At 61.9% G+C, this 14,192-nt stretch carries 12 protein-coding genes and 3 pseudogenes; 9 read left to right on the forward strand and 6 right to left on the reverse strand.

Annotated features, from left to right (window positions below; translation table 11 throughout):
• Nucleotides 1–46 precede the first annotated feature (46 nt).
• A complete protein-coding gene (locus tag QNM96_RS19100) occupies nt 47–2,341 on the reverse strand; it encodes a PQQ-dependent sugar dehydrogenase (RefSeq protein ID WP_283838360.1) in 2,295 nt (764 codons plus the stop codon).
• A 614-nt stretch (nt 2,342–2,955) separates the two neighbouring features.
• Between QNM96_RS19100 and QNM96_RS19105 the strand changes: the two genes are divergently transcribed.
• The 4 genes and pseudogenes from QNM96_RS19105 to QNM96_RS22970 all read left to right on the forward strand — a co-directional run bounded on the left by QNM96_RS19105 (nt 2,956) and on the right by QNM96_RS22970 (nt 7,127).
• Entirely contained in the window at nt 2,956–4,059 is a 1,104-nt protein-coding gene (locus QNM96_RS19105; RefSeq protein WP_283838362.1) for an extracellular solute-binding protein, read from the forward strand.
• Between the two features lie 173 nt (nt 4,060–4,232).
• A pseudogene (locus tag QNM96_RS22960) lies at nt 4,233–5,738 on the forward strand (iron ABC transporter permease); the annotation flags it as partial.
• A 396-nt stretch (nt 5,739–6,134) separates the two neighbouring features.
• A pseudogene (locus tag QNM96_RS22965) lies at nt 6,135–6,542 on the forward strand (ATP-binding cassette domain-containing protein); the annotation flags it as partial.
• A gap of 213 nt (nt 6,543–6,755) precedes the next feature.
• Nucleotides 6,756–7,127, forward strand: coding sequence for a TOBE domain-containing protein (locus QNM96_RS22970; protein ID WP_345782547.1), 372 nt, complete (start codon nt 6,756–6,758; stop codon nt 7,125–7,127).
• A gap of 71 nt (nt 7,128–7,198) precedes the next feature.
• Here the strand turns inward: QNM96_RS22970 and QNM96_RS19115 are convergent, their stop codons facing one another.
• Complete coding sequence (locus tag QNM96_RS19115; protein ID WP_283838366.1) at nt 7,199–7,495, reverse strand: winged helix-turn-helix domain-containing protein; 297 nt, start codon at nt 7,493–7,495, stop codon at nt 7,199–7,201.
• A 115-nt stretch (nt 7,496–7,610) separates the two neighbouring features.
• On the opposite strand from QNM96_RS19115, the gene QNM96_RS19120 reads away from it, so the two are divergent.
• Together QNM96_RS19120 and QNM96_RS19125 are read left to right on the forward strand one after the other, a co-directional pair.
• Nucleotides 7,611–7,913, forward strand: a complete 303-nt coding sequence (locus QNM96_RS19120; RefSeq protein WP_283838367.1) for an amphi-Trp domain-containing protein — start codon at nt 7,611–7,613, stop codon at nt 7,911–7,913.
• A 252-nt stretch (nt 7,914–8,165) separates the two neighbouring features.
• Entirely contained in the window at nt 8,166–8,510 is a 345-nt protein-coding gene (locus QNM96_RS19125; RefSeq protein ID WP_283838368.1) for an ABC transporter substrate-binding protein, read from the forward strand.
• Between the two features lie 262 nt (nt 8,511–8,772).
• Here QNM96_RS19125 and QNM96_RS19135 read toward each other — a convergent pair whose 3' ends face one another.
• Both QNM96_RS19135 and QNM96_RS19140 read right to left on the reverse strand, forming a co-directional pair.
• On the reverse strand, nt 8,773–10,113 hold the full coding sequence (locus QNM96_RS19135; RefSeq protein WP_283838370.1) for an ABC transporter substrate-binding protein: 1,341 nt from the start codon (nt 10,111–10,113) through the stop codon (nt 8,773–8,775).
• A gap of 52 nt (nt 10,114–10,165) precedes the next feature.
• Nucleotides 10,166–10,600 (reverse strand): hypothetical protein, encoded by a 435-nt coding sequence (locus tag QNM96_RS19140; protein ID WP_283838372.1) that lies wholly within the window; start codon nt 10,598–10,600, stop codon nt 10,166–10,168.
• Between the two features lie 174 nt (nt 10,601–10,774).
• Between QNM96_RS19140 and QNM96_RS19145 the strand changes: the two genes are divergently transcribed.
• Nucleotides 10,775–11,587, forward strand: coding sequence for a manganese catalase family protein (locus tag QNM96_RS19145; protein WP_283838374.1), 813 nt, complete (start codon nt 10,775–10,777; stop codon nt 11,585–11,587).
• Nucleotides 11,588–11,660: 73 nt separating this feature from the next.
• Here QNM96_RS19145 and QNM96_RS19150 read toward each other — a convergent pair whose 3' ends face one another.
• Entirely contained in the window at nt 11,661–12,545 is an 885-nt protein-coding gene (locus tag QNM96_RS19150) for an SRPBCC family protein (RefSeq protein WP_283838375.1), read from the reverse strand.
• 586 nt (nt 12,546–13,131) lie between these two features.
• Between QNM96_RS19150 and QNM96_RS19155 the strand changes: the two are divergent.
• Nucleotides 13,132–13,329, forward strand: a pseudogene (locus QNM96_RS19155) (sensory rhodopsin transducer); the annotation flags it as partial.
• A 68-nt stretch (nt 13,330–13,397) separates the two neighbouring features.
• Nucleotides 13,398–13,682, forward strand: coding sequence for an FAD-binding protein (locus QNM96_RS19160; RefSeq protein ID WP_283838403.1), 285 nt, complete (start codon nt 13,398–13,400; stop codon nt 13,680–13,682).
• On the opposite strand, the gene QNM96_RS19165 is transcribed toward QNM96_RS19160, so the two are convergent.
• The gene (locus QNM96_RS19165; protein ID WP_283838378.1) at nt 13,652–14,146 is read right to left on the reverse strand and encodes a ferritin-like domain-containing protein; all 495 of its coding nucleotides are present in this window, start codon (nt 14,144–14,146) and stop codon (nt 13,652–13,654) included. The genes QNM96_RS19160 and QNM96_RS19165 overlap by 31 nt on opposite strands.
• Between the last annotated feature and the right edge of the window lie 46 nt (nt 14,147–14,192).

A 14,192-nucleotide genomic window follows, 5' to 3' on the forward strand; every position in this document is an offset into this window, starting at 1 on the left:
CAACCGCCGCTTTCGATTTTCAACTCGTACGGAAAAGCAAAAGTCGTCAGTCTGATTCGTTTCCGTCGTCTCCGGTTTCGCTGGGTGCGTTTTCGTCGGTATCCGCGTCGTCCTCGCCGTTGTCCGTCTCGGCTTCCGCTTCGTCCTGATCCTCGTCATCTTCCGTTTCTTCGTCGTCCTCGCCGGGGACGATCCGGTGAACCTGCCCCTCACCTTCGATCGTCGACGTGTCGGAGGTGAGAACGTACACTTCGCCGTCGTCGTCCCGACCGAAGCCGTAGACGAGGTGGTTCAGTTCGCCGTCCTCGACGACGTCGCCGTCTCCCTCGACGGAGAGCTCTTCGATCTGCCACACGCCGAGTTCCTCCTCTTCGTCTTCCTCATCCGCTTCATCGTCGTCTTCGTCGTCTTCGTCCGGCGGGTCGACGAACATGTCCTCGAGTTCGTCTTCGTCGTCCTCGTCATCTTCGTCGTCCTCGTCTTCGTCCGGCGGATCGACGAACATGTCCTCGAGTTCGTCCGCCTCGTCGTCGACGTCTTCGGGCCAGTCGTCGGGTTGGCGCGCCAGAAAGAGCGTTCCCGGCCCTTCGCCGTCTTGACTCCAGTCGCCGAAGACGTACGTGTCCTCGAGGTCAGTCACCTCGTCGCCTTCGTACGTGTACCCGCCGACGACGGCGGTTCCGATGCGCTCGTCCGCTTCTTCCTCGTCGCGGTCGACGTCCTCGTCGTAGGCCAGATCGTCCGGATGCTGGGGATACTCTATCACCGGCTCGAGCAACGATTCGCCGCCACGGACGTCTTCGGGCGTCTCGAGAGGGCACTCCTCCGGAGGGTCCTCGGGTGAGTCCGTACTGAAACAGTGCCGTCCTTCGCGAACGTTCCAGCCGTAGTTGCCACCGCTCTCGACGTGGTTGATCTGGTTGAAGTTGTTCTGGGCGACGTCCGCGGCCAGGAGTTCGCCGTCTTCGGTGAACGACATCCCCCAGGGGTTGCGCATTCCCCACGCGTAGTACTCCTCGAGACCTTCTCCCTCGAGGTCCTGCCCTTCGGCGAAGGGGTTGTCGTCGGGGATACCGTACGCTCGGTCGTCGTTCGTTTCGTCGTCGGCCGCTTCTCCTCCGTTCTCGTCGTTCGCGTTGTTCTCGTCGTTTGCGTCGGTTTCTCCGTCCGCTTCGTTCCCTTCGTCCCCATCTTCGTCGTCCGCTCCCGTCCCGTTTTCGTTGGTTTCCTCATCTGCACCGTCATCGACATCAATTCGAAGGATCCCGCCCAGGAGATTTTCCTCGGTGTCCTGTCCGTTGCCGCCCTCGTTCTCGTCGTACCAGTCCTCGACGTGGCCCGGATCGTCGTCGTTCTGGCCGCCGCCGTCGCCGGTCGCCACGTAGAGGTAGCCGTCGTTGGGCCCGAACGCGATCGGCCCCGCGTTGTGATTGAACTGGGGTTGGGGGATTCGAAGGATGATCCGCTCGGAGTCCGGGTCGCCCTCCTCGAGCCCGCCGCCCGCCTCGAATTCGGCCAGCACGTCCGTGTGGTCGAACGCTTCGGGAACGTCGTCTTCGGGAATCTCTTCCTCGTCTGGCGGCGCGCTGTAACGGACGAAAAATCTGCCGTTCTCTTCGAACTCGGGGTGGAACGCCAGCCCGAGGAGGCCGCGCTCGTCGAATCCCTCGTCGAGATCCACCATCCGATCCTCGATGTCGAGGAACGGTTCGTCTTCGACGCCGTCCTCACCGAGGACGTGTATTTGTCCGGTTTGGTCGACGACGAACCGCCGATCCTCCTCCTCGTTCGCGACCTGAAGGCTGACCGGAGCACTTAGGCCGTCTGCGACAGTCTCGAGGCCCACGGTCGGTCCGTCGCCGATGATCTCGTCCGGGTCGTCTTCGATTTCCTCTTCTGGTTCTTCGTCCTCGCCGCCGAACTCGATCTCGCCGCGCATCGATTGGGGATGAGGTCCGCAAAAGTACTCGGCCATGCCCTCCTCGGCCGTGAACTCGACCGCTTGAGTCTCGCCCGTCCCGGAGACCACGTCGGTCTGGACGAACTCCTCTTCTCCCTCCTCGTCTTCGATGACGAAATTGTGTCCGGCTCCGTCCCCGTTCTCCCAAGTGAGGGTGTACTCTTCGCCCTCGACCAGTTCGAGGGTCGGATTTCGCTCACCTTCGATTTCGTCGGGCGATTCGCCGATCCAGCCGCTCGTTCGGCCCTCGAGTTCGATCTCATCGTCGACCTCGTTCTCCTGACCGACGGCGACCGTCGCTCCGAAAATCGTTGCCGAGCCCACTGCGGTCGATTGTAGTACGGTTCGTCGTGAAACGGGGTAGTTCTGATTTCCTGACATTGTTGGCGTATGATCGCTCACTATCTCCCTGTCGCGCCGTAACAACTCCCAATTGCTATCGCCCACTGGTGGTAGAAAGAGTAAGTCGCGTTCAATAAGCGGGGCCGATCGTTCTCCTCACAACACGATCTTAGCCAAAACCCTCGGCCAAAACGTCGAATTTTCCACAGTAATCCGATTTTTCACCGAAGCGTGCGACTAGGGCGTCGATCGAAACCTGATCTCGTCGCTGGCGAATATCGAGGGTCTCTTGGGTTGTCGCGGTCGTTGCCATGGTCGGGAGGGCGATACTCGCACCGACGGTCTTCAACGTCGTTCATCGGGTAAACTAGACCATCGGGAACCCTCCACCGAACCTGTCCGTAAGTATCCTACTACCGGTCATATTTCCCGCAACCTCGCTTCAGCACTCGATCAGGAACTGGAAACGATCGATTTTCGACACCATAACAGATATTTGATTGTTCCGCCCAGTTACGAACAGCCCTGCGGCTGTGGAAATACATCCTTTGGGTCCGTGCAATTTCCTCACGAGGACATTGCGTGTATACGTTTCCAAGGGAAGATCCTCTCCAAATACCGAGGTTTATACTCGCGTCCCCTGAGTCAGTGATATGCTCGAGTCGAACGGACTCTCGAATCGACGGACGTACCTCCTTGCGACGGGCGCGCTCTCGGCGAGTCTCTTGGGCGGGTGTCTCGACGCCGACGACGGGTCGGATGTTCTCGGGGATCCCGAGTACGCGGAAGATCGACCCGATCCGGGAGGGGTTTCGATGGAAGAGATGCCGGACCTGAACGGATCGCTGACGGTATACTCGGGGCGCAGCCAACCCCGAATCGGCGAACTGATGGAGTACGTCGAGAATCTGTACGACGATTTCTCCCTCGAGGTTCGGTACGACGATACGGCGGACCTCATCAGCGCCATCGAAACGGAGGACGAAACGCCGGCGGACGTGTTCTACGGGAGCGAGACCCAGTCGATGACTCACCTCAAAGACGAAGGATACACTGTCTCGCTTCCCAACGATGTCCTCGAGCTGGCGGGTGAGGACTCCGTGGATCCGGACGGCTACTGGACGGGGTTTACCCGGCGGTTCCGGGCGATAGCGTACAACACCGACAGCTTCGACGCGGACGAACTCCCCGACGACATTTTCGCGTACGCGGAGGACGAACGCTTCCGGGGGACGCTGATGTGGCCTCCCGACCAGGGCTCGTTCCAGGCATTCATCACGGTGATGCGACTGCTCGAGGGGGAAGAGGGGACTCGGGACTGGCTTCGTGCGATGGTCGACGAGCAGGATGTCGTCGCATCTCCCGGGGGCGACAGCGCGTTGGCACAAGCCGTGGGCGACGGCGAGGTCGGCGTCGGGTTGACCAATCACTACGTCGTCCGCGATCACGGCGGCGATTCGATCGACCTGGCGTTTACGAACGATGACGCGGGTTCGATGTACAACGTCACCGGCGGCGCGGTTATGGCCGACAGCGACGAGCAGGAAACTGCCGCCGACTTCGTCCGCCACCTCGTCTCGGCGGAGGCTCAGGAGTACTTCGCGACGACAACCTGGGAGTATCCCACGATAGACGGTGTCGAACCGCTCGAGGAACTGCCCGGAACCGACGAGTTCGATCCGCCCGATTTCGACCTAAACGAACTGGCCGATCCCGAACCGACGCTCGAACTGCTCCGATCGGAGGACGTGCTGTAGTCGCCAGCGGGAAATAACCGGTTTCGAACCCCGGTGGGACACCCGGAGACGGTCGATTACGGAGATTCAGAATGCCAGTCACTGACCCGTTCGAAGTCGACGAGAGGAGCCCCGACGCGGACGATCACGTCCGCGACGACGAGCGCGAGTCGGCGCTTCCGGCCGGACTCACGTTGCTCGCCGCCGCCGTCGCAGCGGTGGTCGTCGTTCCGGTGCTCTGGATCGGCTTTCTCGCGCTGAGCGTCGACCCCGAACGGACGCTTTCGATCGTCGTTCGACCGACGACCCTCGAGGTGCTGTCGAACACGCTCTTGCTCATTACACTCGTCACGACGTTCTCCGTGCTCATCGGCGTCCCGCTGGCGGTACTGACCGTTCTGACTGATCTCCCCTACAGCCGGTTCTGGATGGTAGCGCTTTCCCTGCCGCTGGTGATTCCGAGTTACACCAGCGCGTACGCCTACATATCCGTCTGGGGCCCGCACGGTCTGGTCCAGTCCCTGCTCGACCCGTTTGGCGTCGCATCGCTTCCCGAGATATACGGGATGCCCGGAACGGTGTTCATCCTCACGCTGTATAACTACCCGTTCGTCTACATTACAACGGTCGCGGGATTGCGCTCGTTCGACAAAACGTACCTCGACGCCGCGCGCACGCTCGAGACGGATCTGCTCTCGGTCTTCAGACGCGTCGTGCTCCCGATGGCGAAACCCGCGATCGCCGCGGGGGCGCTGCTCGCGGCCCTCGAGACGGCCGGCGACTTCGGCGTGCCGGCGATGTTGCGGCTGAACGTCTTCACGCGCCAGATCTATGTCGAGTACAACGCGCTGGCCCACGATTACGCCGCGCTTCTGTCCTTACACCTCGTCGCGATCGCGCTCGTTATCCTCGCGATCGAGTACCACGTTCGCGACCACCAGTCCGTCCACGGCGGTGCACGCGGGGGATCGCGCTCGTACACGATTTCCCTCGGGCGTTTGAAATGGCCCGCCCTCGCCGCCTGTTCGCTGGTCGTTCTCCTCGCAATCGTGCTCCCGATCGCCTTTCTGCTGTCGTGGCTCGTTCGCGGCCCCGAGACGTACGTCGGGGCCTTCGGATTTCGGCCGGAGTACGCGATCAACTCGATGTTCGTCTCTCTGCTCGCCGCACTCGCTGCCGCAGTGCTCGCGCTACCGGTTGCGTATCTGGCCGCCAATCATCGGTCGCCCGTTTCGACGGTCCTCGAGCGTGCGACCTACGTCGGGTTTGCAATCCCTGGCGTCGTCATCGGGCTGAGTCTCGTCTACTTCGGATCGTCGTACCTGCCGGCGCTGTACCAGACGCTCCCGATTCTCGTCTTCGCGTACGTTGTGCTCTACCTTCCGCTGGCCGTCGGAGCGGCGCGCACGTCGTTCGTATACGTCACCCCTCATTTCGTCGAGGCCGCTCGGACGCTGGGGTGTACCCCGACGCAGGCATTTCGACGGATAACGCTCCCGCTGGTGGTTCCCGGAATCGTCGCCGGCGGCGCGCTCGTCTTTCTCCACGCTATGAAGGAACTCCCGGCGACGCTGTTGCTTCGGCCCACCGGCTTCGAGTCCCTCGCCACGTTCATCTGGATGGCCGAGCGAAACGCCTACTACAGCTACGCGGCGGTGCCTGCGCTCGTTCTCGTCTGCGTTTCCGGCATCGCGATCCTCGGTGCTCTCCCCGGAGACGGGCGCAAGTACTGGTCGTCCCTTCGCCGCGGCACCGGTTTCACCGACGATTCGGATACGGGAACCGGCGGCGAAGGGACGAATGGAGACCAAGAAAATCCGGCTGACGGTGGTTCCGGCCGCGCGAGCGAGGACTTCCGTACTGAACGGGACCACGACCGCTCCGGGATTCCCGCTCAACCGAAGGGTATTACGAACCCTACGGACCGAACTCGAAGCGCGCCGGACGGCGGCTACTCGAGAGTTCCCGCCGAATCCGGTTCTGCTATCGTTCCCCCGGACGAATACGGGGAGGCTACCGCGGACGAGGATGTCGTGCTCGAACTCGAGACGGTGACAAAGGCGTTCTCCGGGGAAGCCGCCGTCGACGCCCTCTCGCTTACGGTTCGCGAGGGCGAACTCCTTACGCTCCTCGGCCCGTCCGGTTGTGGAAAGACGACGACGCTCCGGCTCATCGCAGGATTGGACCGTCCCGATACGGGTATCGTCCGGTTCCACGGTCGAGCCATCGCCGGCGAGGCCGAGTTCGTCCCGTCCGAGAAGCGCGACGTGGGGATCGTATTTCAGGACTTCGCGCTCTTTCCCCACAAGACGGTCGCGGAGAACGTCGGCTTCGGGCTCGAATCCAAGACGGAGACGGAACGGGACGAACTCGTCGAGGAGGTACTCGAGTTGGTCGGCCTCGCACAGTACCGAGAACGGTATCCGGACGAGCTGTCGGGCGGACAGAAACAGCGGATCGCCCTCGCACGCTCGCTCGCTCCCGAACCCGACCTTCTGTTGCTCGACGAACCGCTGTCGAACCTCGACGCCGGGCTTCGCGTCCGGATGCGCGAAACCGTCGCCGAGATTCTCAACGCCGTCGACGTGACCGCCGTCTGGGTCACGCACAACCAGGAGGAGGCGCTCTCGGTCGGCGATCGAACCGCCGTCATGAACGGAGGATCGATCGAACAGATCGCGCCGCCTCGACGGCTCTTCATGCGGCCCGCGTCGAGAATGGTCGCCGACTTCCTCGGCCGGGCGAGTTACCTCACGGGTCGTCCCGCTGACGGTGGGCTCGAAACCCCGATCGGTCCTGTCGAGTTCGACAAACTCGTGACGTCGGGGGACCGGCCGTCGGAACCGCTCGAGGTCCTGCTCCGTCCGGACGATATCGCCGTCATGCCGCGGTCGGCCGACGACGCGGACGGGTGGATCGTCAACCGGAAGTTCAACGGGCCGACGGTTCGGTACCGGATCGAACTCGAGAACGGTACCGTCCTCGAGAGCCGACACTCCCACGAGGAGTGGCTCGAACCCGGGACGCCGGTTGCGGTGACGATCAGCGCCTCGCACAAGTTACCGACGTTTGAATCGGCGCGCGAATAACTGTGTCCGAAATCCCTCTCAAGCGATAGCCGTCTGTCCTCGAGCGTAACCGCTCTCGCCGTCCGTTTCGTTCACTGGCCCGCCGTTTCCGTCTCCGTCTCGATTTCTTCGGTCTGGAGGACGAACGTCCGTTCCGGCGGCGGGGCGATACGCAACTCGAGGGACTGACGGAGCACGTAGTACTTCCGGTTCCCCCGCATGTACCACTCGACCAGTTCCGCTTCTTCGAGCGTCGAGAGGTGATGCACCGCCGTTTTCCCGTCCATTCCGGTCGCCTCTGCGAGCTCGGAGACGTACATCGGTTCCCGGGAGAGTTCGCGCAGAATCTCGAGGCGCGTCCCGTTCCCGAGTACGTCGATGAGTGACATACGTACATCTTCGACGGCCGGCACAAGAAGGATTTCGCAGGTACGATGCACCTACGTTTCGGATACGCTGAACGTTGGTCCCGACTTTATCACGTGGATCGTCGTACGCTGACCTATGAGCGACCGGGTCACGTTGCCTGAGGATCGAGACCGAGAACTGCGTACGATCACCGACGGCTTTTTCGAACGGGAGGTGTACCTCTCCCGAAACGAGACGGCCGCATTCCTTCGGGATCTCGCCGACCAGCTCGAGGCCGACACATCGATCACGGTCGCGGGCTCTGATTGGGAAATCCCCTTCGAGTACCGAGACCCGATCGAGGTCGAAATCGAGTTCACGAAGCAACGTGAACGCGAACTCGAAATCGAACTCGAGTTTTCCGAAGACAGCGGCGGGAAGGGACTCTCGATCCGATAACTCTCGTCCGGTTCTCCGCGGTAGCTCTCGGCCATTTCCCACCGATAACTCCCGTTTCAGTCGCTCCGTCGGCCGCGCATCATTTGGGACCTGACCGATAGTCGGTAGCGGTGTTTCTCGTCGATAAGCTACCTGTCTACCTGGATGAACGTTTTGAAAGGTAACCGTCTTGAGATACCATTGATGGTGAACGAAGGCTATTAACACATTTCCTGGAACCGTTTTTCACCCTCGCTTCTGGAACGCCCCAATATGGTTCGCACGCGGAGAGCATACCTCGCAGCGGCGGGCGGGACTGCACTGAGCGCTCTGGCGGGGTGTTTCGGCGACGAGGGTCCGGGTGAAACGCTCGAGCCGGATACGGGTAGCGTCGATTTGGTGTTGAACTGGCAGCTCGGCGGGCTGCACGTGCCGTACTACGTTGCCCGCGATCAGGGGTTCTACGAGGACCACGGTATCTCGGTCGACGAGGTCGAACGGGGACAGGGGTCGGACTTTTCTGCCACGCAGCCGGACCCGAACACGTTGGGTAGGTTTCATGTCCGTTCGGGCCGCGGCGTCTTCCCCGCGACCCGCCGGAGGAAGGTGACGTTCTGAAGCGCTGTCTTCCGGGGGAAAGAGGCTGAGCTGCTGAAAGACGCACCCTAGGTTCGCCGCCGCTCGCGCAGCCGACGGATCGTCCCCGTCGACCAACACCCGTCCGCTCGTGGGTTCTTGCAGGTCGCAGATCGCACGCAACAGCGTGGTCTTCCCGCAACCGGACGGACCGCTGATCGTGACGAACTCGCCGGAATCGATCGAAATGTCGACGTCTTCGACCGCCATACCATTGTCGAAGGCGACCGTCACCCCGTCGACTTCAATCATCGTTGGATACTCCATTCTGCGTGCCTCCCCGACTTTCGTCGAACGCTCCACCCTCCGCGAGCGCCGCGCGGAGGTTACTCCACGGCTTCGGTGCGTGCCACCCCCAACCGTGTTTTCGCACGGCGTCGCTGGTTCCAAACGCCTCCCGCGCCCGTTCGAACGTGTTGACGATCCGGTCGGCGGATTCGTCGGAGTCGGCGGCGATATCGGCCGCCGCAGGCTCGGGATCTTCGACCGCGCTCGCCCAACCGTCGACGATCGCCGCCAACACCCCTTCGAGCATCGTCGGTCGGGTCTCGAGCGTCGATTCGTTCGCGATAACGACGGGTCCGTAGACGGGGAACTGGTCGGTCATCGTGAGAACCTCGACCGTCCGCGTCGACGACTCGACACGATGGGGATCCGGTCCCATTCCCGTCACGACGTCGACCGAACCCGATTCGAGCGCGTCACGCTCTTCCCCCTCGACGTCGACGACTTCGACGGCCTCGCGAATCCCCGCCTGCTCGAGGAGCAACCGACCGAGCAACCCCGTCTCCGTGCCGGTCGGCATTCCAACTCGTCGCCCGCGAAGACACTCGAGCGAGTCGAACGATCCGCCAAATTGCTCACGCGTCGTAAAAAGCACGACCGTCGAGCGCTGGAAGAGGACGGCGATCGGGACGATCGGCCGCCCTCGTTCCCGTTCTCGAACGACCGTCGCCGCGCCCGCGATTCCGACGTCGCTCTCGCCCGATTCCACGCCGTCGATCACTCGTCGGGACCCGGTGTATTCTCGAAACGCGAACTCGACCGAAGAGCGGGAATCGTCGCTCGCCCGAGCGGCAAACAGCGGGAGGTGAAGTCCGTTTGGCTGCCAGTTGAGACCGATCGAAACCAGGTCCGGCCGGGCCAAGCGATCCGCTTCATCGTCCGAATCGTCACCGCCCGTCCCGTCGGCGGCTCGAGTCTCCGGCAACCGAGCTTCGACGCGCTTGCTTTGCTCGAGCAACCGCTTCGCGTGGTGTGCGTACAGCCGACGAGCTGTCTCGTCTCGAGTCGAGACCGCGCGCCACGCTTTGGGCGGGCGACCGGGATCGGTCGTTTGCACCGTGGTTTCTTCGATGATCGCCGCCGAGGTCAGTTCGGTGAGAGAGCGTTTGGCGGCGCTCTTGCTAACGTTCGTTCCGACGTGAACCGCCGTTTCCGTCGACGTGTCCGAAAACTCGTCGTCCTCGCGCCGACGCTGGAGGTAGGCGAGCACTCGGGCGGCGTCGTCGCCGAGACCGATCGCGAACACGTCGATCAGCTCCCGGTCGGCCTCCGTAAGCACGGGGAATTCTCGAACGTCCATCAGCCGACGTACCACAGGGAGGGATAATTTTGTTGGTGGTGAGTAGAGTCGATTATCGAGCGTCCGATTCGGCGGTCACACCGACGAGGCGCCGTCCGGAATCGGCCGACAACGCGTGCTGTGGGGGCCCGAATTCGAACGTTCGGTTCTCCTCGGCGGGCAGAGATGCTTCGGTAAAGAGAAAGGCCCGAAGCGATCGGGCGTACTCGTACTGGATAACGTGCGTTTCGTAGGCGCTATCTATCCGTCCGGGCCGCCAGTCGAGGTCGCTCTCGATTATCGTGAACCGCGCGTTCGGCGTGAATTGATAGGGAAACATCATTCCTCGCGCGTTCTCCACCTCAACCTGGGCGGTCTCGTCGGGGGAGGCGGACGCACCGACGGCGTGTGGTCCGCCGAGAAGGACGCCGGTGGTCGCGAGCAGTCCGTGTTTTATTAGCCGTCGCCGCGACGGTCCCGCGCTCGTGGAGGGGTTGTCGCTCGTCATCTGAAATCAGTCTCTCAACCGGACCACTCGATCCGCAAAAAAGCTTCGTGAGGCCTGAAAGAGACCTTCTCCAAGGCGATCCCTTCCCGAACACCGGTATCTCTCTGCAGAGTATATTTCCAACTACTGCAAGTGGAATATTTATCCGTCGAATCAGTGTCAGGAGCGTGAAGTATGTTCTTCCAAGAACCAGAACTCCAGTACGAGGTTACGGTCGAAGAGCCGGATCCGCACTTCGCGAAACTTCTCCAGCAGGCCATCGGCGGCGCTGAAGGCGAAATTCGCGTCGCGATGCAGTACATGTTTCAGGCGTGGGCGCTCCCGCGCGAGTACAGCGAGTTTCGAAACCTGTTGATGGAAACCGCAGCGGAAGAGTTGGGTCACATCGAAATGCTCGCGACCGCGGTGACGGAAAATCTCCGGGGTGCGCCCGACGAACTCCGCGATGAGGCGAAGCAGACCTCGGCCGTCAACGCGGCGATGACGGGTCAGAATCCGCGGCACTTCCTTTCGGCCGGACTCTCGGCGATGCCCGTCGACAGCAACGGCGTTCCGTTCAACGGCGGTTACGTCGTCGCCTCGGGGAACCTCGCGGCGGACCTCTACGCGAACGTCATGGCCGAATCGACCGGTCGTCTGCTCGCGACGCGGCTGTACGAGATGACCGACGATCCCGGGATGGAGGACATGCTCTCGTATCTCATCGCTCGAGACACCATGCACCAGAACCAGTGGATCGAGGCGATCGAGGCGCTCGACGATCCGATACCGATTCCCGCGAGTTTTCCCCAGAAAGAAGAAAATCAGGACGTCAACTACGCGTTCATGTCGACGCGCAGGGATCCACAAGAGGATCCGAACCTGCCGTGGACGGAGGGCTCCTCACCGGACAGCAAGGGCGAATTCTCCTATCTCGCCGAACAACCGGGCGACGGCGAGGTGGCCGCCCCCGAACCGGATCCGCGAACCTACAACGACCCGAAGTAACGGATCTACGACCCGAAGTAAGAGGTCTGAACAACCTCGATTCGCAGGGATCGAGTCGGCGACTCACACCGACTTACATCAGATCGCCCGTCCCGCGTCCGGACGGGTTCGTCTCGAGCGAGGGAATTTCTCCCGTCTCCGCGAGGCTTTTGAACCGATTGAGCGTTTTCTCCGCGAGCGTGCCGGGAACGATATCGATTCCGTTCATCACCGCGTTTCCGAACGGGCCGCCGGGTGGATGGAACTCCAACTGGAGGGTTACTTCCGTTCCTCGATCGGCGGGTGCCTGCTGAAACTCGACCGATCCGTCGCTCGAGAGACGTTCCCCCTCGAGTGTTTCCCAGCGAATGTACTCCCCGGGCTCTTCGTCGACGAGTTCGGTCTCCCAGGCCACGGCCTGCTCGAGTGGTCCGGGGATCGTCCACCGCCAGCGCCCCTCGTCTGCGTCGACGGTCTCGATCTTCCCGCCGGGGCCGACAATCTGTTCGAGCGTGTCCGGCTCGGACCAGAGTTCGTAAAGCTCCTCGGGCGACGCCCCGATGGTAATCGACCGCTCTATTCGGGGCGTATTCGTGTCGATCTCGGAACGAATACGGTCGACGATCGCACTCGTATCGACGCTAGAGCGGGGGAGCATTTCGGAACTGATGCCCGGTTGGGAGTCCGCTTGGGCTTCTGAATCGGTGCCGGACCCTGCGTCGTGACCGATTTCCATATCCGTCTCGGCATCGGCATCGTATTTTGGCTCGGGCCGGTCCCGGCCCGTGACTCCACGGTAGACGAGCCATCCGCCGGCGATCGCGGCTATCGACCCGGTCACTGAGCGGTTTTTGAGTCCGAACAGGACGAGCCCGCCACCGATCGCCGCGGAGGCGATTCGCCTCCATTGTGGGGGTTCGGTAGCGGCGCCGATCATCGCACCATCTTCACCGGTTTCGAAGGCGGCTTTCAGTGACATAGCAATAACGAGCCTCGGTCTGGTATCGCGCCAACGTGGCTCTTGGTTGTTTGGGGTGCAACTGCAGTGTGTGGCGAAAAACTCCGTGTTGTGTTTCTCGAGACGCGTCGATATGCGTTCGCTCATCCTCTCGGCGAGGGTGCTTCCGACGGCCCGGGTGTGAATCTCAGCAACGTCTCTGGGGACGCTCTCGCGTTGGGAGGCCCGCTGGACGAATTCGTCGAACGAGTAGTCCGCGGTGGGTTCTTTCTCCGAGTCGGTGATCGCCTTCTCGGACGCATCCGATCGCCGAACGTGTACAACGTCGCGGTCGTTACGGCTCGCGCCTCGTCTGTCGATTCGAACGGTCCATTTTGGCGAACGGTCTCGAGGACTTCCTCGTCGTTCATGGTGTTCGAAAGCAGTGACGCTCTGGGTGTGTGCCGAGACGCTTCGTTTGAATCTAGTCCAGCAGCGTACTACAGGCAGCTCGGGCACGGAAACTCCCCCAAACGATATAGCTAATACGGGTTTACGAGATCTCCCCTGAAGGGACAAGCCGTTCTATTATCCACCCGTTCTTGCTCATCACTGAGGAGTGAGTACGATGTCCGGGAAACAAACGTGGGTCATTCCGGAGGGACACATCCCCGAAAAGAGCACAGACCCGAACCCGAGCCGATCAGCCACGAAACAGTCTACATCCTGAACACCGGCGAAGCGGATGCGACGGCCGAGATCACGGTATTTCACCGATCGCGAACCGGCCGGTCCGTACGAGGAGATGGTTCCGGCGGAACGAACTGGTCGGGGAGCGTCTCGGCCGAGCCGGACTGAATCGTCGCACCCGAAACCGAATCTGAGCTTCAGACGATCGTCCGTCGCTGTCGGGAGGAAAACAAGAACGTCTGCGTCGCCGGACGGGGCCACTCGTGGACGCCGGTCGTCCGGACGGACGATGTCATCGCCTCGCTCGAGAAGATGACAGGGATCGTTAGCCACGACGCGGATGCCAAAGAAGCGACGATACGGGGCGGTACGACCCTGGAGGACGCCGGTGTCGGCCTTCAGGAACGGAACCTCGAGATGCCGAACCTGGGCGACGTGACGATGCACATCGTAACGCCTCACTGCGACGGAATCGATTCCATGTCGTAGCTCTCGGTCAGTTCTTTCAGTTTCTCGAGGGCGTCTTGCTCCTCGCGGAGGTTATCCTCGAGCATGTCCGCGGCGTCGTCAAGCCCGAGTTGACCGGCCAACGGAATGAGGTTCCCGTAAGCGGCGATTTCGTAGTGCTCCGTCTTCTCGGCTGCGGCCATGTTGTGGTAATCGAGGACGTTCTGGTCGGGATCCGTTTCGAGGAACCCTTCGTACTCCGAGATCAGTCCCTCGATCCCCTCGCATTCTTCTTTCTCCGGCGGCGCCCCGAACTCCTCGAAGACCTGCTCGAGACGATCGATCTGGTCTTCGGTCTCCTGACGGTGCTCGGCGAACGCCTGTGCGATTTCGTCGTCTTCCGTGTGTTCTTCGAGGTCCTCGAGTGCGTCGAGTAGCTCGTGCTCTGCGTGGTAGATGTCCTCGAGGCCGTGCTCGAAGAGGTCCTGAATCGTTTCCGTGCTCATGGGACTTCGTGTCGGTCGTCACCGACCGGGCCGAAATGGTCCCAGC

This window comes from Halostagnicola sp. A-GB9-2 (assembly GCF_030068615.1).
GTDB lineage: Archaea > Halobacteriota > Halobacteria > Halobacteriales > Natrialbaceae > Halostagnicola.

Coding starts and splice junctions, on each gene's coding strand:
- QNM96_RS19100 (WP_283838360.1), bottom strand. CDS start 2,341: ATGTCAGGAAATCAGAACTACCCCGTTTCACGACGAACCGTACTACAA.
- QNM96_RS19105 (WP_283838362.1), top strand. CDS start 2,956: ATGCTCGAGTCGAACGGACTCTCGAATCGACGGACGTACCTCCTTGCG.
- QNM96_RS22970 (WP_345782547.1), top strand. CDS start 6,756: ATGGTCGCCGACTTCCTCGGCCGGGCGAGTTACCTCACGGGTCGTCCC.
- QNM96_RS19115 (WP_283838366.1), bottom strand. CDS start 7,495: ATGTCACTCATCGACGTACTCGGGAACGGGACGCGCCTCGAGATTCTG.
- QNM96_RS19120 (WP_283838367.1), top strand. CDS start 7,611: ATGAGCGACCGGGTCACGTTGCCTGAGGATCGAGACCGAGAACTGCGT.
- QNM96_RS19125 (WP_283838368.1), top strand. CDS start 8,166: ATGGTTCGCACGCGGAGAGCATACCTCGCAGCGGCGGGCGGGACTGCA.
- QNM96_RS19135 (WP_283838370.1), bottom strand. CDS start 10,113: ATGGACGTTCGAGAATTCCCCGTGCTTACGGAGGCCGACCGGGAGCTG.
- QNM96_RS19140 (WP_283838372.1), bottom strand. CDS start 10,600: ATGACGAGCGACAACCCCTCCACGAGCGCGGGACCGTCGCGGCGACGG.
- QNM96_RS19145 (WP_283838374.1), top strand. CDS start 10,775: ATGTTCTTCCAAGAACCAGAACTCCAGTACGAGGTTACGGTCGAAGAG.
- QNM96_RS19150 (WP_283838375.1), bottom strand. CDS start 12,545: ATGTCACTGAAAGCCGCCTTCGAAACCGGTGAAGATGGTGCGATGATC.
- QNM96_RS19165 (WP_283838378.1), bottom strand. CDS start 14,146: ATGAGCACGGAAACGATTCAGGACCTCTTCGAGCACGGCCTCGAGGAC.